Origin of the sequence: Hafnia alvei (assembly GCF_900095695.1) — a bacterium.
Taxonomy (GTDB): Bacteria; Pseudomonadota; Gammaproteobacteria; order Enterobacterales; family Enterobacteriaceae; genus Hafnia; species Hafnia alvei_B.
In genome coordinates, this window is record NZ_FMIQ01000006.1 from 1 (window position 1) to 25,260 (window position 25,260).

At 51.9% G+C, this 25,260-nt stretch carries 30 protein-coding genes; 26 read left to right on the forward strand and 4 right to left on the reverse strand.

Annotation, left to right across the window (positions count from 1 at the left end):
* Positions 1-159 precede the first annotated feature (159 nt).
* Positions 160-414 carry an ElaB/YgaM/YqjD family protein gene (locus BN1044_RS01420; protein WP_227658306.1) on the reverse strand — a complete coding sequence of 85 codons (255 nt, stop codon included), beginning with the start codon at positions 412-414 and terminating at the stop codon, positions 160-162.
* A gap of 522 nt (positions 415-936) precedes the next feature.
* On the opposite strand from BN1044_RS01420, the gene BN1044_RS01425 reads away from it, so the two are divergent.
* The 25 genes from BN1044_RS01425 (at position 937) to BN1044_RS01545 (ending at position 21,453) form a co-directional block, all read left to right on the forward strand.
* Positions 937-1,374: a GNAT family N-acetyltransferase gene (locus BN1044_RS01425; RefSeq protein ID WP_072307254.1), complete on the forward strand. Its 438-nt coding sequence runs from the start codon at positions 937-939 to the stop codon at positions 1,372-1,374.
* 212 nt (positions 1,375-1,586) lie between these two features.
* Positions 1,587-2,087 carry a terminase small subunit gene (locus BN1044_RS01430; protein WP_072307255.1) on the forward strand — a complete coding sequence of 167 codons (501 nt, stop codon included), beginning with the start codon at positions 1,587-1,589 and terminating at the stop codon, positions 2,085-2,087.
* Positions 2,059-3,975, forward strand: coding sequence for a phage terminase large subunit family protein (locus BN1044_RS01435; RefSeq protein WP_072307256.1), 1,917 nt, complete (start codon positions 2,059-2,061; stop codon positions 3,973-3,975). Before BN1044_RS01430 ends, BN1044_RS01435 begins: the two co-directional genes overlap by 29 nt.
* Position 3,976: 1 nt before the next feature.
* Positions 3,977-4,183: a phage head-tail joining protein gene (locus tag BN1044_RS01440; protein WP_072307257.1), complete on the forward strand. Its 207-nt coding sequence runs from the start codon at positions 3,977-3,979 to the stop codon at positions 4,181-4,183.
* Positions 4,180-5,775 (forward strand): phage portal protein, encoded by a 1,596-nt coding sequence (locus BN1044_RS01445; protein WP_072307258.1) that lies wholly within the window; start codon positions 4,180-4,182, stop codon positions 5,773-5,775. Before BN1044_RS01440 ends, BN1044_RS01445 begins: the two co-directional genes overlap by 4 nt.
* Entirely contained in the window at positions 5,762-7,054 is a 1,293-nt protein-coding gene (locus tag BN1044_RS01450; RefSeq protein WP_072307259.1) for a S49 family peptidase, read from the forward strand. The genes BN1044_RS01445 and BN1044_RS01450 overlap by 14 nt, the downstream gene beginning before the upstream one ends.
* Positions 7,055-7,064: 10 nt before the next feature.
* Positions 7,065-7,391, forward strand: a complete 327-nt coding sequence (locus tag BN1044_RS01455) for a head decoration protein (protein ID WP_072307260.1) — start codon at positions 7,065-7,067, stop codon at positions 7,389-7,391.
* A 75-nt stretch (positions 7,392-7,466) separates the two neighbouring features.
* Entirely contained in the window at positions 7,467-8,504 is a 1,038-nt protein-coding gene (locus BN1044_RS01460; protein ID WP_072307261.1) for a major capsid protein, read from the forward strand.
* A gap of 37 nt (positions 8,505-8,541) precedes the next feature.
* On the forward strand, positions 8,542-8,928 hold the full coding sequence (gene gpFI / locus BN1044_RS01465; protein WP_072307262.1) for a DNA-packaging protein FI: 387 nt from the start codon (positions 8,542-8,544) through the stop codon (positions 8,926-8,928).
* Positions 8,929-8,935: 7 nt separating this feature from the next.
* Positions 8,936-9,310 (forward strand): head-tail joining protein, encoded by a 375-nt coding sequence (locus BN1044_RS01470; RefSeq protein WP_072307263.1) that lies wholly within the window; start codon positions 8,936-8,938, stop codon positions 9,308-9,310.
* Position 9,311: 1 nt separating this feature from the next.
* Complete coding sequence (locus BN1044_RS01475) at positions 9,312-9,971, forward strand: hypothetical protein (RefSeq protein WP_072307264.1); 660 nt, start codon at positions 9,312-9,314, stop codon at positions 9,969-9,971.
* Positions 9,972-9,979: 8 nt separating this feature from the next.
* A complete protein-coding gene (locus tag BN1044_RS01480; RefSeq protein ID WP_072307265.1) occupies positions 9,980-10,519 on the forward strand; it encodes a hypothetical protein in 540 nt (179 codons plus the stop codon).
* Positions 10,512-11,126, forward strand: coding sequence for a phage baseplate assembly protein V (locus BN1044_RS01485; RefSeq protein WP_072307266.1), 615 nt, complete (start codon positions 10,512-10,514; stop codon positions 11,124-11,126). The genes BN1044_RS01480 and BN1044_RS01485 overlap by 8 nt, the downstream gene beginning before the upstream one ends.
* Before the next feature lie 36 nt (positions 11,127-11,162).
* Positions 11,163-12,626: a phage tail sheath C-terminal domain-containing protein gene (locus tag BN1044_RS01490; protein WP_072307267.1), complete on the forward strand. Its 1,464-nt coding sequence runs from the start codon at positions 11,163-11,165 to the stop codon at positions 12,624-12,626.
* Between the two features lie 91 nt (positions 12,627-12,717).
* On the forward strand, positions 12,718-13,131 hold the full coding sequence (locus tag BN1044_RS01495) for a phage major tail tube protein (RefSeq protein ID WP_254663914.1): 414 nt from the start codon (positions 12,718-12,720) through the stop codon (positions 13,129-13,131).
* Positions 13,132-13,188: 57 nt separating this feature from the next.
* Positions 13,189-13,485 (forward strand): phage tail assembly protein, encoded by a 297-nt coding sequence (locus BN1044_RS01500; protein WP_081329512.1) that lies wholly within the window; start codon positions 13,189-13,191, stop codon positions 13,483-13,485.
* A gap of 102 nt (positions 13,486-13,587) precedes the next feature.
* A complete protein-coding gene (locus BN1044_RS01505) occupies positions 13,588-15,585 on the forward strand; it encodes a hypothetical protein (protein ID WP_247650378.1) in 1,998 nt (665 codons plus the stop codon).
* Positions 15,554-16,030, forward strand: coding sequence for a phage tail protein (locus BN1044_RS01510; protein WP_072307269.1), 477 nt, complete (start codon positions 15,554-15,556; stop codon positions 16,028-16,030). The genes BN1044_RS01505 and BN1044_RS01510 overlap by 32 nt, the downstream gene beginning before the upstream one ends.
* Positions 16,005-16,145, forward strand: a complete 141-nt coding sequence (locus BN1044_RS01515; protein WP_139130869.1) for a tail protein X — start codon at positions 16,005-16,007, stop codon at positions 16,143-16,145. Before BN1044_RS01510 ends, BN1044_RS01515 begins: the two co-directional genes overlap by 26 nt.
* A 77-nt stretch (positions 16,146-16,222) precedes the next feature.
* The gene (locus BN1044_RS01520; protein ID WP_072307270.1) at positions 16,223-17,347 is read left to right on the forward strand and encodes a contractile injection system protein, VgrG/Pvc8 family; all 1,125 of its coding nucleotides are present in this window, start codon (positions 16,223-16,225) and stop codon (positions 17,345-17,347) included.
* Positions 17,348-17,380: 33 nt separating this feature from the next.
* On the forward strand, positions 17,381-17,731 hold the full coding sequence (locus BN1044_RS01525) for a GPW/gp25 family protein (RefSeq protein WP_072307271.1): 351 nt from the start codon (positions 17,381-17,383) through the stop codon (positions 17,729-17,731).
* Entirely contained in the window at positions 17,715-18,629 is a 915-nt protein-coding gene (locus BN1044_RS01530) for a baseplate assembly protein (RefSeq protein ID WP_072307272.1), read from the forward strand. Before BN1044_RS01525 ends, BN1044_RS01530 begins: the two co-directional genes overlap by 17 nt.
* Positions 18,622-19,173, forward strand: a complete 552-nt coding sequence (locus BN1044_RS01535; protein ID WP_072307273.1) for a phage tail protein I — start codon at positions 18,622-18,624, stop codon at positions 19,171-19,173. Before BN1044_RS01530 ends, BN1044_RS01535 begins: the two co-directional genes overlap by 8 nt.
* Complete coding sequence (locus tag BN1044_RS01540; protein WP_072307274.1) at positions 19,166-20,866, forward strand: tail fiber protein; 1,701 nt, start codon at positions 19,166-19,168, stop codon at positions 20,864-20,866. The genes BN1044_RS01535 and BN1044_RS01540 overlap by 8 nt, the downstream gene beginning before the upstream one ends.
* On the forward strand, positions 20,866-21,453 hold the full coding sequence (locus BN1044_RS01545; protein WP_072307275.1) for a tail fiber assembly protein: 588 nt from the start codon (positions 20,866-20,868) through the stop codon (positions 21,451-21,453). Before BN1044_RS01540 ends, BN1044_RS01545 begins: the two co-directional genes overlap by 1 nt.
* 59 nt (positions 21,454-21,512) lie before the next feature.
* Here BN1044_RS01545 and BN1044_RS01550 read toward each other — a convergent pair whose 3' ends face one another.
* Positions 21,513-22,520, reverse strand: coding sequence for a glycosyltransferase family 8 protein (locus tag BN1044_RS01550; RefSeq protein ID WP_139130870.1), 1,008 nt, complete (start codon positions 22,518-22,520; stop codon positions 21,513-21,515).
* An 85-nt stretch (positions 22,521-22,605) separates the two neighbouring features.
* On the opposite strand from BN1044_RS01550, the gene BN1044_RS01555 reads away from it, so the two are divergent.
* Positions 22,606-22,803, forward strand: a complete 198-nt coding sequence (locus tag BN1044_RS01555; protein WP_004092407.1) for a tail fiber assembly protein — start codon at positions 22,606-22,608, stop codon at positions 22,801-22,803.
* Between the two features lie 72 nt (positions 22,804-22,875).
* Here the strand turns inward: BN1044_RS01555 and BN1044_RS01560 are convergent, their stop codons facing one another.
* Positions 22,876-24,669, reverse strand: coding sequence for a DUF2235 domain-containing protein (locus tag BN1044_RS01560; RefSeq protein WP_081329514.1), 1,794 nt, complete (start codon positions 24,667-24,669; stop codon positions 22,876-22,878).
* A 2-nt stretch (positions 24,670-24,671) separates the two neighbouring features.
* Positions 24,672-25,223, reverse strand: a complete 552-nt coding sequence (locus BN1044_RS01565; RefSeq protein WP_072307276.1) for a DUF3304 domain-containing protein — start codon at positions 25,221-25,223, stop codon at positions 24,672-24,674.
* Positions 25,224-25,260: the final 37 nt, after the last annotated feature.

Consider the following 25,260-nt stretch of genomic DNA (forward strand, 5'->3'; position numbering starts at 1 on the left):
AATTAACAGAGGGCGACTGCGCATGAGTGCACAGCTATCAGGCTTACCTAATTTTATGACACGGAGAATGAAGCGAAAGCATGAATGGTATGAATACGATTAACTCAATCTTCGTTTTCAAAGATTTAGAGCAAGAGCCCCTAAATTAGGGGCCAGAGATTACTTTCTACCAAGTAAGTAGCCTAGAATTAGACCAATACCAGCTGAAATAGCTACCGAAGCAAGAGGGTTTGTTTCTACTTGCTGTTTCGCTGTATCCACCACGTCAGATGCAGCACCTAAACCTTTACCGTAAATTTGTCGAGCCTGCCCCTCTAATCTATGTTCATGCGAATTGGTAGCTTCACCATAGGACTCTTCTACATGACCGGCCGCTTCATTTGCTACACCTTTAGCTTTCTCAAACAAACCCATAAATTGCCTCCTTATAAAATAAAAACGACTTATTCAGCATAGAAGAGAATGTTGAATCCTGCAGGGCTAAGGCTATAGCAATATCAAATAATTCCTTAACCATTTGATTTTATTTAATTATATTGTTGTGGCTATTTATGTCCATTACCACAAAAGAGGCTTGTTGATTTAAATTTTTGTTAGTAGTGTGGTTGCTAAATCAGGTTACAACGTTGCATCTATTTCTAAAAATGGTGAGTCAAATATTCAATCATAAAATGAAAAAATAAACTATTTATCAAATGATAACGTTAAAAGCTTTATGTGGTTCCGTTTCCGAATTCGGAGTGTAAATGGAAATGTCATCATCAAATGTGAGCAGCGCTAAGTGAAATGGGGGTGCTCAGTCACGTTAGAGTCATTTATCATATCGTTCAGCCCTTTTACATATACCTCGCCACATGTTTAACAAATTACATGCAATTGTTAATATATTGTAATATGTTCTGTTCTTGCAGCATATCCTGTAATGATTGGAAATGGGTGGGTTTTGAGTTGGTTGTACTAAAGATTTTATCCTATAAAAGTGAAGTTTTAGAGATAAATGAAGCGCTTAGGAAAGAGCCTGAAAGCTGTAACATAGCGCCATTCATCGTCCATAAGAGACTGATAGGAAGCAGTGAATTTATTAGCTTCATTTGTAGAGATAGTAAACATCTGCTTGGTTATGTTATTTGCTGCGGCATTGATACCGACAATGGAACGATGTTAGAAATCTCCAAACTTTATATTTTTAATAAATTTCGAGGTGAGGGGTATGGATCGGAGGTCGTCTCTCAGATCATATCTTTGGCTATGGAAATGAATATCGCTAGTATTTTTGCTGAGCCACTTGATGATGCAGCGAAAGCATTTTGGTCTAAAACAAGGCTTTTTTACTCATATGAAATTAATCGATTTGAGCTTAATTTATCATTTTAAAAGATTCAGTAATTGATAACCGCCTACGGGCGGCTTTTTATGGGTCCTTTCTAGCATCTAAATACACCGAGGGGCGGTAGACGCGCGAAATATCGCTATTTATGAGCTTTTTTGGAGAGTTGGTTGTTGTTTCGTTGTTCCCCCTCAGGCCTTGTCCCGCGCGCATTTCGTAAAAAAACATAACAACTAACACCAACCTGAGGAGGTGATCCATGACCGTCTGCCTCAATAAGCGAGATATGGCGGCGAGTCTCGGGATTTCTGTTCAGGCATTTGATAAATGGGGTGTCACGCCCACCGAACGCCGTGGTCGCGAAGTGCTCTACGATGTGCGCACTGTTTTGGAAAACCGGCTCGAGCATCAGAGCCAAAAACAACCGGCTGCTGAAGATGATCCCGCGGTCAATATTGATTTTGAGCGTTGGCGACTCACAAAAGCGCAAGCTGACGCCCAAGAGCTAAAGAATGCAAAAGATATGGCGGAAGTGGTAGAGACTGCCTTTTGTGTTTTTGTCCTTTCCCGTGTTGCCGCCGAAATCGCCGGTATTTTAGATGGTATTCCTCTTTCCATGCAGCGTCGTTTCCCTGAGTTAGAGAATAGGCATATCGAGTTTTTAAAGCGCGATGTGGTTAAAGCGATGAATAAAGCCGCGGCAACAGGGGAGCTAGTGCCGGAGCTGTTGAATGAATATATCGAGCAAACAAATTCGTAGTTTGCAGCAAACGGTCTCTGCGGGATTACGTGTTCTGTTTCGTCCCGTGCCGGTGTGCGCCGTGGAGTGGGCCAACGAAAATTATTACCTCCCCAAAGAGTCTTCTTACCAAGAAGGGCGGTGGGAAACGTTACCGTTTCAGGTGGCGATCATGAACGCCATGGGCAGCGATGATATCCGAGAGGTGAATCTTATTAAGTCAGCACGTGTTGGTTACTCCAAGATGCTGCTGGGCGTGATCAGCTATTTCATTGAGCATAAACAGCGTAACGGGCTTATCTGGCAACCCACCGATAGTGATGCTGAGAACTTCATGAAATCGCATATTGAACCGACGATCCGTGATGTGCCCGGACTACTTGCGCTAGCGCCGTGGTATGGCAAAAAGAACCGAGATAATACGCTGTCGATGAAGCGTTTTTCTAATGGGCGCGGTTTTTGGTGTTTGGGCGGCAAAGCGGCGAAGAACTACCGTGAAAAGTCAGTTGATTTTGTTAGTTACGACGAGTTGGCAGCTTTCGATGAAGACATCGAGAAAGAGGGCTCCCCCACCTTTCTGGGTGATAAGCGTATTGAGGGCTCGGTTTGGCCTAAATCGATCCGTGGCTCAACGCCCAAAATTAAAGGCATCTGCCAGATAGAGCGCGCGGCGCGAGAGTCTGAGCATTTAATGCGTTACCACATTAAATGTCCACACTGCGGTGGTGAACAGTTTCTCAAGTGGGGAGACAAAGAAACCCCGTTTGGCTTCAAATGGGAGGCAGGGCAACCCAAGAGCGTCTATTACCTGTGTGAGCACAATGCTTGCGTTATTCATCAGAACGAAGTGAATTTTGCTGATGGACGGTACATCTGCGAGACCACTGGCATGACCACAACGGACGGTTTGCGATGGTTTAGCTCCACAGGGACGGAGATTGACCCGCCTGATTCGGTGTCCTTCCACATTTGGACCGCGTACAGCCCATTCACCACGTGGGTACAAATGGTGAAAGAGTTTCGTAAGACGTTGGGGGATCCGGGAAAGCGTAAAACCTTTGTGAATACGACGCTGGGGGAGACGTGGTCGGAGGATATTGGCGATCGCCTTGATGCCGATGTGCTGTATGAACGCGCTGAGTTTTATCCTGCACAGGTCGCTGATCGTGCAGTCTATCTTACGATGGGGATCGACTCCCAACGCGATCGTTACGAGTGCCGAGTATGGGGATGGGGGCCGGATGAAGAGGCTTTTCTTATCGATCGCATCATTGTCATGGGGCGGCATGACGAAGAGGAAACCTTGTTACGTGTGGATGCGGCGATAGCGCGGCAATACACGCGAAAAGATGGCTCGTTAGTCAGTATTGGGCGTATTTGTTGGGACTCCGGCGGTATTGACCCCAGCATTGTCTATAAGCGTTCGAAGAGGCTCGGTCTCTTTCGCGTCATTCCCATCAAGGGAGCAAGCGTATATGGCAAGCCAGTGGCCAATATGCCACGTAAGAAAAATAAAGATGGCGTGTTTCTCACGGAAATCGGCACCGATACGGCGAAAGAAGTGATTTATTCCCGCTTTAAGATTGCGCCAGCCGAAAGTGAATCGGGTGCGGGCGTGGTCCATTTCCCAAAAAACCCTGATGTTTTTGATCTGATTGAAGCACAGCAATTAACCGCTGAAGAGCTGGTGGAAAAATACGAAAACGGCAAGGTGAAGCTCATGTGGGATGCTAAAAAACGACGCAATGAGGCGCTGGACTGTTTTGTTTATGCGCTGGCGGCACTGCGCATCAGCGTATCGCGTTGGCAATTAGACCTGAATGCGCTTTGGGAGGCACAGCAGTCGCCGACAACACTAAAGACCCCGTCTAAAGATTTGGCCGCTTTAGCCGCAAGCCTAGGAGGATGATGTGAGCCTTGAAAATGATTTGGCAGCGGCACAGCGTGCGCTGCATGACTTACTGATTGGGAAACGTGTGGTTTCCGTGCAAAAAGACGGGCGTAAAGTCGATTTTACTTCCGCCTCTCTCGATCAATTACAAAATTATATCGACAACTTAAAAGGCCAACTGGGGCAATATTCCCGGCGCCGCCCGCCATCTGGGGTGGTGTTATGAATCCATCAGCACCGGAACTGTTGGGGCCGGATGGCCGCACGGCGCTACGTGAATATGCCGGATACCATGGGGGCGGTAGTGGCTTTGGGGGGCAACTCGCGAAGTGGATCCCACAAACTGAAAGTGTCGATGCCGCATTATTGCCTACGTTAGAACGCGGCAATGCACGCGCTGATGATTTGGTGCGTAATAATGGATTTGCGGCTAATGGCGTTCAGCTACACCAGGATCATATCGTCGGGTCGTTCTTTCGTTTGAGCCATCGTCCAAACTGGCGTTATCTCGGGATTGATGAGCAAGATGCACGCGCGTTTTCGGATGAGGTTGAAGCCGCATGGCGAGAATATGCCGAAGACTATAACTGTTGCTTGGACGTTGAGCGCAAACGCACCTTTACCATGATGATCCGCGAAGGCGTGGCCATGCATGCTTTTAATGGTGAGTTGGGCGTGCAGCCGTGCTGGAGTGAGAGCCATGGCGACTTATTCCGCACACGTTTTAAGATGGTTAGCCCCAAGCGTATCAGTAATCCTTACAACGGAACCGATACGCAGCAGCGTCGTGCAGGGGTAGATATTGATCGCCATGGTGCCGCGGTAGCTTATTGGGTGAGTGAGGACAGTTATCCTCATTTTGGGACACAGAAATGGGTCCGTATTCCCCGTGAGATACCGAACGGTCGCCCCAGCATGATCCACATTTTTGAGCCGGTGGAGGATGGGCAAACGCGAGGTGCTAATCAGTTCTACAGCGTGATGGAGCAAATGAAAATGCTTGATACGCTGCAAAACACCCAACTGCAAAGTGCCATCGTAAAAGCCATGTATGCGGCAACCATTGAGTCTGAGTTAGATTCTGAGAAAGCCTTTGAGTTTATCCTCGGTGCTGATAAAGGGCCGGGGACGGCTTCCCCGCTCAATCAAATGCTCGAACAGTACCTTGTGTATTACCAAGCGGCACAGGTCAAATTTAACGGGGCTAAAATTCCGCATTTGTTCCCCGGCGATAAGCTCCAATTACAAACCGCCCAGAATGCTGATAACGGTTATTCGGTGTTTGAAAAGTCATTGCTGCGTTATATCGCGGCAGGGCTTGGCGTGTCATACGAGCAACTTTCTCGTGATTACAGCCAAGTGAGCTACTCGAGTGCGCGAGCCTCGGCTAACGAGTCGTGGCGCTATTTCTTAGGGCGTCGCAAATTCATTGCTGCACGTCAGGCGAGCCAGATGTTTGGATGTTGGTTAGAAGAAGCGCTAGTGCGGCGTGTGGTCACGATGCCTAAAAATGCCCGTTTCTCCTTCCAAGAGGCTCGCTGTGCATGGGGAAATGCAGAGTGGATTGGTGCAGGGCGTATGGCGATCGATGGGGTGAAGGAGGTGCAAGAATCTATCATGCTTATCGAGGCTGGACTGAGCACTTACGAGAAAGAATGCGGCAAATACGGGGAAGATTATCAGGATATTTTCCGCCAGCAGTGCCGAGAGTCTGAAGAACGCAAAGCGGCGGGCTTAACCCCGCCGGCATGGGTTGCCGATGTCATGCGTGCACAGTCCCAACCATCAGCACAAGAGGAGAAAAATGCAAACGCGTAATTTGCCGCATATTGCCAGTCTTGCCTTTAATGAGCCGCTGTTACTTGAACCCGCCTATGCGCGGGTTTTCTTTTGCGCGCTCGGGCAGGAAATTGGGGCAGGCCGATTGATTGACAGCAGCGGCGCTGTGATTGAGTCCGCCCAGATGCCGGAGGTCACGGCCGGATATTTGGGGAGCTCATCGATCGGTACAGATAGAGGTTATGACGTACAGCAAGGTATCGCTCAGCTATCAGTCTCGGGCACGTTGGTGAGCAAAGCCGGATCGTTGCGACCGTATTCGGGAATGACGGGCTATAACGGCCTCATCACCCGGATTGAAATGGCGATAGCCGATCCGGATGTTAAGGGCATTTTGCTGGATATGGATACGCCGGGCGGGATGGTGGCGGGGGCCTTTGATGCCGCCGACATGATTGCGCGCTTTCGAGAGCATAAACCTATTTGGGCGTTAGCCAATGATATGCACTGTTCGGCGGGGCAACTCATTGCCAGTGCGTGCAGTCATCGCCTGATAACCCAGACTGCGCGCGTGGGGTCTATCGGGGTCATCATGGCGCACAGCAACTATGCCGGTCAGTTGGAGCAGGCTGGCATAGAGATTACGTTGATTTATAGCGGTAACCATAAAGTGGATGGCAATCCGTATCAAAAATTGCCAGACGCCGTAAGAGAAGATTTTCAGCGTCGTATCGACGCAACCCGCTTGCAGTTTGCGCAGAAAGTCTCTGAGCACAGCGGATTATCGTTGCAGGCCGTCATGAAAACCGAGGCTCAGGTATTTACCGGTCAGGAAGCCATCGATGTGGGGCTTTCCGATGCGTTGGTGATTAATGCCGATGCGCTCAATCTGATGGCCGATACGTTAAACACTAAAATTTACCCGACAGGAGGGAGAATGCCCCAGAAAGCAAATGCGACAACCACCGAGGTTGTGGCACAAACGACGAATGATGTGGTGCCGGCAGCATCAAGTGCTAGCGCCACCCTGACCACCGAGCAGTTAAACGCCGCGGTCACCGCTGAACGTGAGCGTATGACGGGGATCTTGGGATGTACAGAGGCCAAAGGACGTGAAGGACTGGCGGCCGAACTGGCGAATACGCCGGGGATGAGCGTTGCGGATGCGCAGCGTTTGCTGGCGTCGGCGTCTATCAGTGCTCAAGCTCGCACTGATACCGCGCTCGACACCATGATGGCCAGTGCGCCACAGACGTTAGGCACGGGCAGTGCGGCGGCGTTGTCGGATGCCGATGACTTAGACAATATTCCGGTATAAGGACACACAGATGAATCAGGAAAATTTTGAGCATTTCCAACCCCTCGGCAGTAATGACCCTGCCTATACCGGCGTTGGTATGGGTGCAATGACCGCGGATACCCCTGCATTTACGCCACTGATGCTGGATGCAACCAGTAACGCGCTGGTGGTCTGGGATGGCGCGCATGCAGGCCAAGTTATTGGGGTGCTGGCGCTTGATGCTGCGGCAGGGGCTACGACGCTCACGTATTACAAATCAGGCACGTTCCGGATTGATGTAGTGAAGTGGCCTGAGGGGGTCAGCGATACCTTGAAATACAACGCATTTGCCGGTACCGCATTGAGCGTGGTGTAACGCCGTAATTATCTGCTCGTTTATTTTAAATTCTCCCAAGCCGCGCCTAGCGCGGTTTTTTTATGAGGAAAAGACATGCCTGTCTCTCTCTTTTCGACCAGTAAACTGATTGCCGTTACTGAGAAGAAATTCAAGTTCGACCCGTTATTTTTAAGTCTGTTTTTCCGTGAAACCTACGAGTTTGATACCGAAAAAGTGGACCTAACCCAAATCCCCGGTGAAGTCGCGATGGCGGTGTATATCTCCCCAACGATCAACGGAAAAATTGAACGTACGCGCGGCGGTGTTCAAACCCAATTTCAGCCGGGATACGTTAAACCAAAGCACGAAATCAACCCGAAAATGCTGCTGCGCCGTCTGCCGGATGAGGATCCGATGCTGTTGCAAGATCCGGTCTATCGCCGTAAACGCCTGATTATGCAAAACCTCAAAGATGAGGAGTTGGCGATCCAGCAGGTGGAAGAAAAACAGGCGGTGGATGGGGTGCTGTTCGGTAAATTCGTGATGAACGGCGAGCAGTTTGACGCGGTGGAAGTGGATATGCAGCGTTCGGCGGCCAACAATATCACCCAAGCAGGGGCTGCAGGTTGGAGTAAGCAAGATAAGGCGACTTATGACCCTACCGCCGATATCGAACAGTATGCTCTCAATGCAGCAGGCGCCATCAATATCATGGTGATGGATCCGAAAGCATGGGCGCTGTTCACCAGCTTTGACAAAGTCCAGAAGAAACTCGATACCCGTCGCGGCTCGGTGGCTTATCTGGAAACCGCGCTGAAAGACCTCAATAAAGTGGTTTCCATCAAAGGGATGTATGGCGATGTGGCCATCGTGGTCTATTCCGGCCAGTACATCGATCCGAAAACGCAGAAGAAAACCAATTTCCTGCCGGATAACACACTGGTGTTGGGCAACACCGAAGCGCGCGGTATTCGTACCTATGGTGCCTTGCAGGATGCCGAGGCGTTGGCGGCAGGTATTACTAAAGCGCGTCGCTATCCTAAAAACTGGATCACCACGGGTGACCCTGCACGCGAGTACACCATGACCCAGTCGGCGCCGCTAATGCTGTTGGCGGATGCGGATGAGTTTGTTGTGGTGACGTTGGCTTAATTCAGGGCGGGGCAATCGCCCCGCGTTAGGAGGCAGTATGGCAACACCGAATAAAGATGAGCTGATTGGCCAACTACAGGCGCTGAGCGCACAACTGGGACGTGATGCTGATATCAGTGGTACCGCGGCCGAATTACAGATGCGTATTCGAGAGGCTCAGGACGAGTTAGATGCGTTAAATGACGATGATGGCGATGAACAGGCTAGCGTCGTTCTACCTGTAAAGATTAACAGTGATGAGCCCACCCTCGTGGAGAAGTCATCATGGGTTTGCGCGGTAGCGTGTAAAACCCTGCATGTCCGAGCGCTGCATGCTGAGCGTGATGAGGTGCAAACTCTCATTTATACCGGTGAGTTGCTGCGCGTCGCGGCGGATGAAGCGGATGCATTAGCGACAGCGGGGCTGGTGACGTTGGTGCAGTGAGGTCCCTATGAGCGAGGCTTTCGATAACCTTTTTGATGAGGCGCTCTGCGGTGCTGACGATGTGATTTTGGACACCATGGGATCGCCTTCCATTCATATTGAAATTAATAGTGAAATGAAACCTATCCTCGCCGTCTTTGATGAGCCTGCCGCGGATGTGAGTCTACGTCATAAGGCCGGTGAGATTCAGGACGTGGCGCCCTCACTTTTTGTAAAAACGGTGTTGGTACTGGGGGTCAAGAAAAGAGCACTGGTTCGGGTGGGGGCATCGTCTTTTTGGGTCGTGAAAGTGGGACCTGATGATGGCGGTACCTGCACGATAACACTGGCGCGGGGTGAGCCGGGTAAGCCGGCGGAAGATATCACACAGTGGAGTCGATGAGATGGCAAGAGACAGCCGGTTACGCCGTGACATGTTGGTGGATATTGATACCGGCGCACTCTGGAAAATTGCCGATGCCGTCGGTGCCACACACAAGCAGTACCGCAATGCTTATTCGCGTGCGTTGAAACGTACCGCGGTGACATTGCGTAAACAAGCGTTGGCCGATTTAAAAACCGGTTTGGCGCCACGGAGTTTGGCGATGGTGCGTAAACGTCTGCTCTCTTTTCGTATTTCTCGCGGCGCAATGCTCGATGAGGCCAAGCTCTGGTTTGGGTTAAACGCCATCAAGGTCAAAGATCTGAAAGGTCGCGTTCGGGGGCGTATTCGTCCCCATCATGACCGACGCGATCCGACGACGGGCCGCTATATTGCTGCGCGACGTAAATCTACCGGCGAGGCGGGGTTTGACCCAAAAGGCACGATGTTGCAAGCACACACCTTTGCCAACGGCGAAGTCGCGCGTTCGCGGCGTGAAAATCGGCGCACCGTGGTTATCCGTGATCCGGTGACGCGGCGAGCAAAAGAGGCTGAAATCGACATTTATGCCCCGATGCTTGATTACGTGGAAGATAACGCCTTTGCCGATGTGATGGCGATTTTTATGCACCACTTCCAATCCGATATTAAAGGCCGCGTGAAGGCCAAAATCAGTCTATAGGAGGCGCAATGGCTGAGCCCTTATCGATGGCGGCTTATCATGACGCGGTGATCGGGACCTTAAAAGCCCTACCGTGGGTGGCGGACGCAGATACCTATCCCGAGAACACCACGCAGTTGATGACCCCTGCTGTTTACCTTTCCGTGGATGGCTGGGACCCCAAGAGTAATACCAGCGGACAGCCGAGCGTATCGCTTTCGGTATCGCTGTATATCGTGGTCGATCGTGCCAGCGCCACCATCACCAAACCGGATATTTACATATGTACCGCCGCGGCGGATTTAACTCAGTGGATTGACGGCCAGCAGTTTGGTTTGTCGTATATCGATGGTGCCGTGTTTGTCTCCGCGGAACCCGATGCGTTCGACCCCAGTATGGATGAGTATCTTGTGTGGCGTATCACCTTTGAGCAGGGCGCCGCCTTTGGTGCAGATCCGTTTGCGCGCGGCGGTGTACCGGTGAAAGGGGTATGGCTAGGCAAGGTGCCAGAAGTCGGCGCCGCGCACGTAGCCGATTATCGCAAAATCTATGAGGCGCCCGATGAGTGATATGGAAGGTGATTTACAGCGCCGTCTTGCCAATATCGTGCGGCGTGGTGTGATTCATTCTACACAGCACGGCAAGATCCCTAAATGCCGCGTCTCAATTGGTGAGCTTGTTACCGATTGGCTACCGCTGTGTCAGGGATTCTCTGGGGGCTTTCGCTCTGATGTGAACCCGTGTGCGGTGGGGGATGCGGTGACGGTCCTGTCAGAAGGGGGCGACCTGAACAACGGGCGTGTTTTTCCGGGCTGGGCCACCGGTGGTGCACCGGTACCCGAGGGCAGTGAGTCGGAGCATATTACGGTCTACGGTGACGGGACCGAAGTGCGTTATGACCGCGAAGCCCATGCGCTGACCATCACTATTGCCGAAGGAGGTACCTATAAAATTGTCGGCAAAGGGACGCTCGACGGACCGGTGGAAATCACCGACACGCTGACGGTGCAGGGAAAAAGCACGATGAATGCGGGTGTCAGCGTTAAAGGCAATATTGGTGCCACCGAAGAGATCTCGGATGGCAAAGGAAAAATGAGTGGTATCCGCATGACCTATAACGGTCATACGCACACGGAAACCGACAGCGTTACGAAAGAACCCAACCAGAAGATGTAACCCGCTCCGGCGGGTTTTTTTATGTCAGGAGAAACTATGTCAGAACTTCATGGCGTTGAAACCATTGAACTAACGTCGGGGACGGTGGCGGTGACCACTATCCAGACCGCCGTGATCGGCCTTGTCGGAACGGCCCCAGATGCCTCGGCGGGTACCAACGCTACCGCGACGGTCGGTACCGCGTTGCTCGATAACGTGTTGTCATTTGCAGCAAGCCTGCCGGGGCGCTTAGGCAATCAATACAAGGTGGTGGCGGTTGCCGCCGTTCCCGATCCCGAAACGCCCGAAGCGGTGGCCTCGTCAGCGGAATATAACGCCGGTGTACTAACGTTGACGCTCGGCTGTGATGCCGGTGGCGTCGTGATGGCAAAAGCCAGCGAGCTGGCCCCGCTAGTTGCCGCGATTGCGGACAGCAAAATCACGCTGGCGGCTACCGAGGCGGAGGGCCTTATTAGCCCGTTTAGCGTCACTCTCACCGGCGGCGAAGATGAGCCCTTCCCGATCAATACGCCAGTGGCGATGGTGGGAACGAGCCAACTGAATAAACTCGGTGCTGCTGGGACACTTAAGCAAGCTATCACCGATATTAACGATCAGCGTGCGGCGCTCATTATCGTGGTGCGCGTGCCGGTGGTCACGGAGGAAGCCAAACAGCGCGCTGCCATACTTGCGGGGATGCAGGCGTGGGCGCAAAGCGAATCAATCACCGGCTATAAACCGCGGGTGCTGATTGCCACCGGATTTAGTGAAGATGATGCCGTGGGCAAAGGCATAGAGTCGCAGGCCAACAAACTGCGGGGCGTGGCCTATGTGGACTGTGCATCGATGGCGACCGCACAGGAGGTGGTGCAGCGTCGCCAGCAATACGGTGCGCGCGTCGAGCTGCTACGTCCTCGTGTGCTGGTCACTAATGCTTCCGGCGAAAACGTCTATATGCCGTATTCGGCACGCGCAGCGGGTCTGCGTGCACGTATCGACGTAGAGAAGGGCTGGTGGTGGAGTAAATCCAATCAGGATATTAACAACATCCTCGGCGTGGAGCAGGTTGACGAGTTTATTTTGGGTGAGCCGAACTGTCAGGCCAACCTGCTGAACATGGAAAATATCAGCACCATTGTGCGTCGTGACGGGTTTAAGCATTGGGGCAACCGTCTGTGTACGACCGATCCGCAGTGGCGTTTTGAATCGGTACGCCGCTCGGCGGATGTTATCGAAGACAGCATTCAGGAAACGGTGTTGTTGTATAACGACCGACCGCTCGATCGTGATATTGCCGACGACATTATCGGCACCATCAATGCCTATATGCGCCAGCTCGTTGGCCTAAAAGCGATTTTCGGGGGCAAAGCATGGCTTGACGAAGAGCTTAACACCGCCGAATCGCTGGCGGCAGGTCAGTTGTATATCGATTACGACTTTGGACCGAAGTCGCCAACCGAGCGCATTACCCTGCGCGTTCGCGTCAATAATGATTATGCCGTTGAGGAGATGACCGCCTAATGGGAAACAAAAGCACAATGCGTGCCTGGTCTTTTTTGCCAAAGGCCAGCGCATTCAAGGGGCACACGAATACACGCCGCCGGAGCTAAGTATTCAGGTCGCCAATTTACGTAGCGGTGCCCAAGACGCCCCGACGCCGGTGGATGATGGGATGGAGGCGTTGACCTGTCAGGTGAAGTTCTGGGGGATTGATACCGACGTATTGGCATTGCTGGGCTGTGTAGTGGGGCAAAAGCCACGCTTTACGGCCTATGAAGGTTACATGAGCAACGGCACCGCGCTCGGCACGATTGAAGAGTTTGAAGGCTTTGTGTCCAAAGTGACACGCGATGCTCGCTCGGGCGAATCCTTATCCGAAGTGTCGGTGACGGTCGATCTTGCGCTCAATTATTACAAGCAGACGCTAGAGGGCCGTGAGCTTATCGAGATCGATACCGAACGCTTTACCCGACGCATCAACGGTGTTGATCAGTTGGGTGGGCTGGCGGCAAAAATCCGCCTCTAACCTCAATCATTATTCTTATCCAGACGGCCTGCGGGCCGTTTTTTTATGGAGCCTATTATGTACCCAGCCAATTCAAAAACGATCACCTTGTATACCCCGTTAACCCTTGCCAATGGTTCGCCGCTGACCGAGGTAGCGATGCGTGAGCCCACGGTGCGCGACCGTATCACGCGTGAAAAAGATCGTGGCAGCGAAGGGGAAAAAGATGCGCGCATGTTGGCGCTGCTGTGCAACATGAATGAGCAGGATGTGTATGCGTTAACCGCAGCGGATTACCTGCAGCTTGAGGAGGCATTCAATGTTTTTATGCTGCCGCCCGACAAGCGCCCGAAAGCGAAATCCGACGAGGCATAAGGTTTTTGGGGCGTCGATTGCACTTTGCGATGAGTGACTACCTCGATATGCCGTTTAGCACGTTTAAGGATTTTCTCTTTGATGAAGTGGAGGCGGTAAAACGTGGCCTTAAACCAAAACCTTAAAGCCGTCATCACCTTTGGCGGCAATCTTGATGCCAGTTGGAACCGCTCCACGCAGGGGATCAACAAAGGCATTAAAGATGTTGAAAAGCAAACCCAGAAGCTGACCAAGCAACAACAGACGCTGGCGAGTGAAATCAAAAAGAGCAAGCTTGCTGGGAAGGATATCAGCGCGCTTAAACGTGACTATACCGGTGTCACGAAAGAGATTAAGAAAGCCAGCGCGGCGCAAGAGGCTCTGAATCGTGATCTGAAACGCGCCGAACAATTTAAACGCGTCCAAGGGTTAGGCAAAGGGGCGTTTGCTAAAGCGGGTAATATCGCCGCGTCCATGTTTCCCGGTGGTTTGGCGCTGGGTGGCGGCGGGCTGATTGCCGGGGCGTTGGGATCACTGATTGCGCCTGCGGCCCGTAATGCACAAACCGCCGAGAAAGCGGGGATCGCCAAGAGTTATGGCGTGGGGGTGGAAACCTTTAACGCATGGGACTCGGTGGGCAAGCAATACGGCATGAACGGCGAGAACTTTGGCGATCTGTTTGAAGAGTATCTGCATAAAGCCGGGGAGTACAAACAGAACGGCAAGCAGGGTGGATTGCAGGATGCGTTTGAAACGCTGGGATTTAAAGCCGGTGATCTTGCTGGTCTGAGTGATATAGACCAGTTCAGCAAAATTGTAGAGCGGGCGCTGACCTTAAAAGATCAGTCTAAGGCGTCGTTTGCCCTCGATAGTCTGTTTGGGGGCGAGGCGAGCAAAATGCTGATGCTGCTCAAGCAATCCGGCAAAAGCTATCGCGATTTGATGGACGAACAGAAACGCTATCAACTGGTCACGGAAGAAGGTGCGCGGGGTGCGGTGGAAGGCAATCGCGCGGTGAGTAACCTGCAGACGGTACTCTCTTCTGCGATGGATGAAATCTCGGGGCAACTCGGCGGACAGCTTTCTCCTCAGATAAAAGACCTCACCAATAATTTAGCGGAGTGGTTTAAAAACGGCGGGATTAGCAAGATAGTCAACTTTATGAAGAACGAGCTTTACCCCGGCGTGCTGACGTTTGGGAACGGCGTGGTCTTCGTGGGCAAGATTATTTATGCCGCGGCGAAAAAACTGTCATGGCTATTGCCGGACGAAAACGAGTCCAAAACCGATGTGCTCACGGCGATCGGTTCGGGTATGCCGATGGAGGTGGCAAAAATCAAAGCCGAGGGGGACGGTTTAGGGGACTGGTTTGCGCAAAATGTGAATAAACCCGGCATGGAAAAATCATTGCGTGATCAGTGGTCGGGCTCACAGTCCAAACTCGGTGCTATCCCGTTGTTCTGGGATAAAGATCAGGAGGGAAAAGAGCGCCAGCAACTGCTTGAAAGTGTGGACGGTAAAAGCAATGACGGCCCGTTCTCGTTGGATTGGGCCGCAGAGATGAGCAAAAACACGCCGAAGAGCGACCCAAGTACGGGCACAACACCGCCGGAAAAAGGATTGGGCTTAACCTTTCCTTCGCCTGATGTCGGGCGCGGAACGCCTCTGCCTGAACAGACTCAGGGCCTGCAGTTCTCATTGCCTCAAGAAGCACTCTCCGATCTGGCTAATAGCTTGCAGTTGCCATTGCCTCAAACAACATTGCTCGATGTGGCGCCACGCACGCCTGATGCACCGTTGTTGCCTCGAGAGCCACAGATCCACAGCAATGATAAAGCCGAACCTTCTGGCACACTTGATCCTGAGTCAGCATCATCGTGGCCAACACTCATTCAGCAGATTGAGCGTGTGGACACCGAACAGAAACCCACCGCGATAACGGACAGCCGTCGGCAGGAGCTCAAGATTGAAATCAATGTGAGCAACGAGCAGGAAGGTTCAGCCATTGCTGATGAGGTGATCAACAAAGCGCAAGCGACCGATATTTTAACGGTAATAACGCGATGTACGACAAAGGGGGGCTGTGGTGATGAGCGGTTTTTCAGTGTTAGCGGCGGTTGAACAAAGCGCCTCATCGGTTCAACGTGCGTCCGCTGCCAGCGATCCGCCACGGGTGATGCTGATACTGGGCGGCTTCGAGTTCTCTATCGATGCGTTGACCTACAACGAACTTTCGCGTGAAGCCAGCTGGCGCTGGAGTGCGCAAGAGCGGATCGGGCAGGCGGATTTATTGCAGTTTACCGGCAAAGAGCGACGAACGGTCACGCTTCACGGTGAGGCCCATGCTTTTTACCGCAAGGGGGTGGGCGCCATTGATGATTTATACGACTTGGCGGATAAGGCTACCCCGCAGCAGTTAGTGAGCGGAGCGGGTGATGTGCTGGGCTATTGGGTGATTGAGAAATTTAACGACAGCACCACGAAGTTTCTCCCCGCCGGCACGCCGCGCCACAAAACCTTCTCAATAGGGATACGACATTATGCCGACGATCTATCAAACCCGTGAGGGGGACATGCTTGATGCGATTTGCGCCGCGCATTATGGCTGGCCTGATTTAGGGGATGCGGTAGTGCTGGTGCTGGACGCGAATCCGGGTCTTGCGGACCTTGGCGCTGTTTAGGGCGCCGGCGTGATGATAACACTGCCGGATCTGGATACGCCGGTAGCCGCGTCACCCCTTCAACTGTGGGATTAGGCATGAACAGTGTAGAAGAGCACCGGCCTGAGTTTAGCGTGACCGCCGAGGGTAAAGACATCTCTAAAGCGTTACGCCAATGCCTGCAAGAACTGACACTCACCGACAACGGCGGGGCCACAGGCAAAGCCGATGAGCTACAAATCACGCTGATATCAGAAACCTTACCGTTGCCCAGCAATGGGGCGCGGTTACAGTTGGGACTGGGATTTAACGGCAATCTGGTGGACAAGGGCTGGTTTGTGGTCAGCGGTGTCTCGAGCAGTGGTCCACCGCGTAAAGTGGTGATCTATGCCACGGCAGCACCGATGAATGCCCAGAAGCAAAGCGGGAACGTGCAAAGCCACAAAACGCGCAGCTGGGATAATTTGACGCTGGGCGACATTGTGAAAACGGTGGCCACCGACAATGGTTTGATCCCCAAAGTTGCACCGGCGCTGGCGGCGATTGCGGTGTCGCATGTGGATCAGGCGTCGGAGTCGGATGCCAATCTCTTGACGCGGCTGGCTCGGAGTCATAACGCCGTGAGTAAACCGAGCGGGGGATATTGGTTGTTCTTGGAGCAAGGCGCTGCGTTAACCGCCAGCGGCAAGGCGCTTGCTGATGTCACCCTTGTCCCGCGTGAGGTATCGAACTGGACTTACAGTGAAGGACAGCGCGGTTCGACTACGGGAAAACCGTCGTCCGGTGGAAAAGAGAAGAAGGGTAAGATTGGGGTCAACTACTACGATGAGGATACCGGGCAGACCAAAGTGGCGCAGACCGAGCATGATGGCCCCGATCTCGAAAACCCCTATACCCAATCGCATAAAGCGCAGGCAGACCAGCAGGCCAAGGCGAAAAAGACGCAGGCCAAACGCAACGAGCAGCGGATGAATATCACCGCGCCCTGCCGTCCTCAACACTTACCGTTGACCGCCGAGGCGCGCGTGACGACACAAGGGTTTGGTCAGCGTGAGGATCGCTCATGGTTGATTGAGTCGATGGTCTACAGCCTAACCAGTGGGGGACTCTCGGTGGCATTTAATTTAGCGACGGATATCAAACCCAAGGCGACAAGCGGTAAGAAAAAGAAAGAGAAGAAGGATAAAACCGGCCCCGAATATTTCGGCAAGCAGAAAAACTAGACCCGCTCCGGCGGGTTTTTTTATGGAGGTGATATGCAGGGTGTAAACGCTCAGACGGGCAAACGACTGGCGGGGAATGCGCATCTACGCCAATCCGTTATCGACATTCTTAGTACGCCTAAAAATAGTCGTGTGCTTCTGCGTGATTATGGCAGTGATTTACCTGACCTGATTGATAACCCGCAGGATGAAAGCACGCGGGTGCGCATTGTGGGGGCGACGGCCTCTGCGCTGGCACGCTGGGAACCGCGGTTAACCGTCAAGCGCGTACAGGTGGTGCGTGATGGCGATGGTGTGTTTGAGCTGACCATCGAGGGCATTAACAAAGAGACCGGTCAGCCGGTCACGCTTGAAGGGATAACCATTTATGGCAACAAGTCCTAACCTTATCGATCTCTCGGCTATCCCGGTACCGGATGCCATTCTTGTCCCTGATGCGACGACTATTTTTAACAGTTGGCTCGAGAAGCTCCGCGATCTGGATACGGTGTATGACGCGCTGGTGGAGTCTGATCCGGTCTACAAGCAGGGCGAAGCCAATGCGTATCAAACCGTCTTGTTATTGCAGCGTATCAATGACGCGGTGCGTGGCGTGCTGCTAGCCAGTGCGCTGGGTGCGGATTTGGATCAGATTGGCGCCGGATTTAACGTGGCGAGGCAGGTAATAACTCCCGCCCAGCCCGAGGCCATTCCGCCGGTTGAAGCCAAGATGGAGGAGGATGAGGCATATCGGGGACGCATCCAGTTGTCATGGTCACAGCTCAGCACCGCCGGTGCGCGTAACGCTTACCGGTTTTACGCCAAATCCGCCGATCCCGATGTGTTAGATGCGGAAGCCTATGGACCCCAGACCCACAACCGTCCCGGTGAAGTGGATGTGTATGTGTTGTCTCGAACGAAAAGCGGTACCGCGCCCCAAGCGCTGCTCGATGCCGTCAGTCACGCATTAAATGAAGATGAAGTGCGACCGTTAACGGATTACGTGACGGTGCAAAGCGCGGTCCTGAGTGAATACGCCGTGGTGGCCACGTTGGATATTCCCGACGGCCCTGACGCCCAGACGGTGTTGGAGAGTGCAAGAGCAGCACTCGAAACCTATGTGGCGCAGGTGCATCGCATTGGCGGCGTAGCACCACTTTCCGGTATTTACCGCGCCCTGCATCAACCGGGCGTGACTCGCGTTCATTTGGCACAGCCCACCGCGGATATTGAAGCCAAAACAGGCGCCGCGCCGTATTGCAGCACGGTCACGTTGACCTTATTGGAGGCGGATGATGTTTAAGTCGTTACTTCCGCCTAATGCTAAGTCCGAAGAGCGCGCGCTCGAACAGGCCAACGGCGAACAAATTCTTGCGCTGCCGGTTCCTATTCGTCATGTCAAAGATCCCGCGACCTGTCCGGCACATTTGCTGCCGTGGCTGGCATGGGAATATGCAGTGGATTACTGGAACCCGGATTGGGACGAGGCACAAAAGCGGCAGGTTATTGCGGACGCGGCCTATGTTCACCAGCACAGAGGAACGGCAGGTGCAGTGCGGCGATCGCTAAGCGCGGTGGGCCTACCCACTACCGTGGTGGAATGGTGGCAAGACCAACCCCAGCAAGACCCGTACACCTTTCGTATTGAGGTCTACAGCACTCAGGGGGTGACCGAAGCCTTGTACACGCAGATCCGTAACCTTACCGATCGCGCAAAGAACCTCCGCAGCCACCTGAGCAAAATAGATGTGATCACCGACGTAGGAACTGAGGGCGCGTTTTACATTTCAGGTGCTGCGACCGCACACATTGATATCGATATATTTGCAGGGGAGCCCAATGGCTAACTTTTACAGCATTATTACGAATCGCGGCAAAGAGCTCGAGGCCGAAGCGCTGGCGAGTGGAACTAAAATCACGTTGGTGAAATTTGTCGTCGGTGACGGCAACGGACAGGCCACGCCGCCAAAGCCAACGCAAACCAAGCTGGTGAACGAGAAATATCGCGGCGATATTGGGGATCTCAGCGTTTCTCCCGATCAGTCGACCCAGATGATGGCAAAAATAGTCCTCCCGACCGACGTGGGCGGCTTTACCGTGCGTGAAATCGGGATACTGACTGATGCCGGTGAGCTGTATGCCGTGGCGAACTGTGCCGCAATTGAAAAGCCGGTAGGTGGTGTCAGCGTCAATATGCAGTTTCGTCTGGCGGTGTCAGATACGGCCAATATCACGTTAAATGTCGCGACGGGTGATGGACTGTTTTTGCGAATCGATCAGGATTTGTCGGAAATCCGCGGACGCGGTGCGCAGGCGCAAAAGACCGCGCGTGAATCGCTGGCGGTTGTGGATGCGTCTACAAAGCAAAAGGGGCTGGTACAACTTAATAGTGCCACAAACAGCACCAGTGAAATTCAGGCTGCAACACCGGCAGCGGTGAAGGCAACCTATGATTTAGCGAATGCCAAGTACACCGCGCAGGACGCCACAACGGCCAGAAAAGGGATTGTCCAGCTTAACAGTGCTACCAATAGTGACAGTGAGACGCAAGCGGCAACCCCCAAAGCTGTTAAAGCTGCTAATGATAACGCCAACGGACGCGTACCGAGTGGGCGCAAGGTTAATGGTAAAGCATTAAGTGCTGACATCAACGTGACATCAACGGATATTTTTGACGTTCAGGCTGTTGGTATTGGCGCTAATCAAAACCTGAATAATTTCAAAACACCGGGTATCTATTACCAAGCGGCAAACGCTAATAGTTCGCTAGCGCTGAACTATCCTGAAGCGCTGGCTGGTACGTTGCTTGTCTACAAGAATGCGGGTATCACACAAGAATATCTCGTGTATAACAGCAGCCGCATTTATACCCGCAGCCAGTATATGGATGGTGCGTGGACTGCGTGGACACCGCAAGATAGTTTTCCAGTAGGTTCGCCTATACCGTGGCCGTCAGATTCAGCGCCACCATTCTATGCACTGATGCAAGGGCAAACGTTTGATAAAAATGTTTATCGACTTTTAGCAATTGCTTACCCGGCTGGTGTTATCCCTGATATGCGTGGCTGGACAATCAAAGGCAAACCAGCCAGCGGCCGTGCCGTGTTATCGCAAGAGCAAGACGGCATTAAATCGCATAACCACAGCGCCAGTGCTTCAAATACCGACTTAGGCACCAAGACAACCAGCAGTTTTAATTACGGCAACAAAACTGTTAGCACCTTTGACTATGGCACAAAGACGACTAATACCACTGGTGACCACGTTCACGGTACTAATGGATCGGCTGGAGATGCTGATAATAATGCTTTCGCCGGTGGTGATATCAATAACCGGTTATTTAATATCAATACGAAAAACGCCGGTAATCATGCGCATACGGTCGGCATAGGTGCACATAACCACACGGTAGCGATTGGCGCACATAGCCATACCGTTGCCCTAGGTGCTCATGGTCACACCATCACGGTAAATGCCGCAGGCAACCCAGAGAACACCGTAAAAAACATCGCTTATAACTATATTGTGAGGCTTGCGTAATGACTACTTTCAAATTTTCGAATGAAGACCAGACGTTAACTATCTACAACTTATCTTCTGATACCAACGAACTGATTGGAGTGGGAGATTGCTTTGTTCCTGCAAATACAGGATTACCTGCCCACTGTACTAATATTAAACCGCCAAAGGCAAAAGCGGGTTTTGCGTTAGTGTTTGATGCTGATACAAACGCTTGGCAATACATTGCTGATCATCGAGGTGAAATTCGCTGGAACACCCAAAGCCGTCAAGTGCAGGAAATATATGCGCTGGGGGATGTACCTATCGATACTACTGAAAAAGCACCGACCAGTGATTTTGATTTGTGGGATGGTGCAGAGTGGGTAAGGGATACACAGGCAGAGAAAGACTTTCATACCGAGGCGGCGGTACGCGAACATAAAGAGCGGATAAATCTCGCAACAGACCGTATAAACACCTTACAGGATGCGATTGATTTAGAGATGGCAACGGATTTTGAGGTTGAGAGCTTGAAGGCTTGGCGTAAGTACCGCGTGTTATTAAGTCGTGTGGACACAAGCAAAGCGCCGGATGTTGATTGGCCACAAGAACCTAGTATTGCATAGACGCCTATAATGATAGTTAGCCAGAGCAATTGGCTAGCTATCATTTTACTCGTTCTATATCAGCTTTGATGCTTTTTAATTAAATACCGGAGGTAGTATTTAAGATAAGAAATATAATTATTTTCCTTTAGATATTTCTTCGCCTTAAGTCTAAAGGCAGTAGCTGTTGGCGCTTCATCTAAACGGAAATCAGACCAAGGTGATGCATTAAAATATCTTGAAAAAATCCTTGATTCAAAAATTGTATACCACGGCTTGTTTTCGGTAGTGTAGTGAATAATAATGCTATTGAATTCAAATTCTGAATCCAAAAACTTTAACGGTGTTAGAGTTATAATTCTGTTATATTCACGAGCTAAAACTAGCTTCTTATCATTAAGTAGTATATTTAATACGTCTTGATCAGCAAATTTATAGATAGTACCGTTGTTTATCATTTCAAAGCAATGTTCGGTGATATTATTTTTTTTCCACTCAACAGTGTTTATAAACATGAATCCTGCATTGAAATAATTATCTATAGGGGGTAAGTGAGTCTGCAGTTCATATTTTTTTTGTGTTACCGCTAAATCTTCAACAACGGCCGCAATTCTATTCTCAAGATTTAGGTCTAACAATCCATCAAGCATGCCTAAGCATATCATGTCACCATCGAGGTAAAGGATTCTTTCAATGGAACTATCAATAATTTCGGGTGCAAGGAATCTTAAGCATGTTGCTTTAGATAATCCTTGAGTTAATGTCTTTTCATTTATGTACATATCACCATGTATCTTATACACAGTGAGCGACACGTTATCTCCCTTTATTTTAGAGAATCGGGTTAAGCTATCGTCGCTAACATCCTCAGAGAATAGATGGAAATGTAGGTTTATATTTGGGTTGTTTTTTATCACAGATGTGATAGCTACACCGCATGGCATCGCAAAATTATTATCAAAGCAAAATGTAATATTTAGCGTTTTGCTTTCCGATAGTTTATTCTTGATGAGCATTATTTCATCATATTTATAATTGCAATGTCCCATAGAGCCCCAAATAAGATTTTTTAAATAAATATTTATCACATTGACGAATATCAGTATTTTGACGATATAGAACAGTTTGGTCAATTTGTTTGTGGCACGAAAGTGGCGAGGATGGAGCGCCTCGATGGTAATTGAGTCTTTGATGGCGGAGGCGAATCAAAAAATCGCGCCGCTACAAGCCGCATTAGACGTAGGCATGGCGACTGATGAAGAATTAGCGAAGCTCAAAGTGTGGGAAACCTACTTTGTGTTACCCAGCCGAGTGGATGTAAGTAAAGCGCCGGATGTTGAATGGCCTGAAAAAACCAGAAGAGTAGTTTAGTTTGCGCCGGAGCGTATGCAAGACTCCGGCGCAGTGACAACACCAGCGGATCGCCGCAGAGCGTCGGTTCTGTTATCCTCGTGGCTCCATCCAGCGCACGGAAAAATACCCGTCATTGATGCCTTCAGCACGCTGCACATCATGCACAAACCACGCATAAAGTACCGACGAATCTACACACCATCTGATCGGCGGCGATTTTCCATCGTGTCCAGCGACACCGCATTCCAGAAAATACTTAGCACGCACACGCGCAGGCATAAGGATATTGTCCAGATAAAGCTGAGGGGGATAGTGGTACTTCTGAGTCAGCAAAAGATGGGCCGCATTCGCCACATCCGACAGCCAGCCCCAGTGTTTTTCCAGGATACGGATCTCTTCTGCCGTCTCACCCGACGCCTGTCTGGCCTGCGGGGTAATCGACAGTCCCATCGAGGCGCCCGGAGACAGCAGAATGCTCGAGTGAATACTCTCCAGCCGCCGAAGCTCGCTCTTGTATTCGTAAAACTGCCGCCCCAGCCACTCAAAATAACCGTCAAGATGCCGGTTCATCGCCCCATAACTCAGCGCGGTGGCATTGACCGCGCTCTGATACGATTTCACCCACTGTTCAGCCGACTGACTTCCCACCTCGTCACTCAGGTCGAAATACGCCCATACTAGCCGGTCAGTCTTGTACAGCGTGCTGAAATCAGGAAAAGGTACGGTGGCCTTCATGGCCTCAGTGTACATTTTCCGCAGCGACACCCTGCACAGCTCCGCGCTCGGCTTTTGTACATCCGGTTTCAGCCCGCCCCCGATATCCTCACTGCACCCCGGCATCAGCAATTCCTGATGTTCAAAACCGTCCCGACCGGTGCGGTAAATGCACCGCCAGCGCCGCCGCTCATGGGCCGCCACCAGATGCAGCGAATTTTTGACGGCTGCCGGCAGGGGTGACATATGTTCAAGGTATTTACGCCCAAACAGCGCCCCCACCGTTCCCGCCGTTTTCGCGACCGCTCCGGGCAGCCAGCTGACCGCCGACGCCGCGTAGTCCAGACCGTCATCGCTGCTCTCCGGCGTATCTCGCGAGCAGTCAAACAGCCCGGCAAACACGATATCGACAGGGACGCCGCGAAAGGTAGGGTTTCCACCCGTTTTTTTGTCACATATCTCACCCAGCAGCATATCGATAAACTGCCGGGCCAGCGTGCCACCCATGTCAAAGCCAAAGACGGACACCGAAATCAGCCGCACGGGAACCTCCCCGTCTTTTACTGCATCCTCGAATGACCGTACAAAGCGCGCTTTCGTGCTGTTCAGGCGCGTGTCCGCGCCGGTCACAAAATTGTAGGCCATAAAGGCCGAGTCGCGCAGCCACGGCGTCGCCTCGATACTCACCCGCTTCAGCGCGTTCACCGCCGAGTCCTTCAGCAGCCCCAGCCGCCCCTTCGGGGTCAGCAGCGTGTCCTTCATCTCCGTCAGGACGTCCTTGCCGCTGGTGCCGCCCAGCGACGACTGAAAGGCCTCTTTCGCCATATCCGCGGGCTTGTCCTTCAGGTCATCCAGCAGCGAGCCCAGGGACTTATCCATCATCCCCTGAAGCCGCTCCGCAGTTGCCTCGTCAAACGGCGTCCCCAGCCCAGATATGTAGTGTTTTTTATATGCCACTAAGTCCGTTTTATTTTCTTCTTCTGGGTAAGCTCTGAACAAACGAGCAACATTGCTCAGCCGGTTTGCCGGCGCATCCTGCTCGATATTGCGCTCCACACCGTCGAAGAAGAACCCGACATGCAGTATCCGTGAGCAGTTACCGAGTCGGTAGTCACAGGACTGCTGCGCCCGGTGCGCCGCCGCGATAACCGCATCTAAATCTATCTCCATGATCACTTATCCTCTGTGTGCCGTTGTGGCGGAGTATACTTCGGGCTACGCGGATCGTAGGGCGAGAACGCGTTATCACTCCACCCCAGCAGCACCTTATCTCCCGGTAAAAAGTAAACGTGCAGGTCATTCTCGCCCCGCTGACGCTCTGGCAGCGGCATCACCACCCGCCGCTGCTCAGGCCGCATCCCCGCCTCGTACTGGGGTCCTGTGACGCTGAGCGTCCAGATCACCTCGGCGGTCTTCCCGCGGATGCTGCCGCAGCAGGTTGTTGCTCCGCCACTTTCACTTGTGTACTTATTATTCGGGTTATGGGCACTGGCATTCCCTCCCGCGACGCCGTTTACGCTGAAGCCCAGAATAGGCCGATCGATTTTACTGTGAATAATCAGCGTCACGCCGCCCATCGGGGGCGCCCAGACCATCACCCACACAATCCATCCGAGCAGAAACACCACCGGCAGCGACAGCACGCCCCAAATCCACACTTTACGGCGGGCATAAAACCGGGTGACTGTCCCATCAACCCGCTCAAGCCTGTCAAAAAATCCCATGATTACCGCCTGTTATCCATCCAGAACGACATTATAA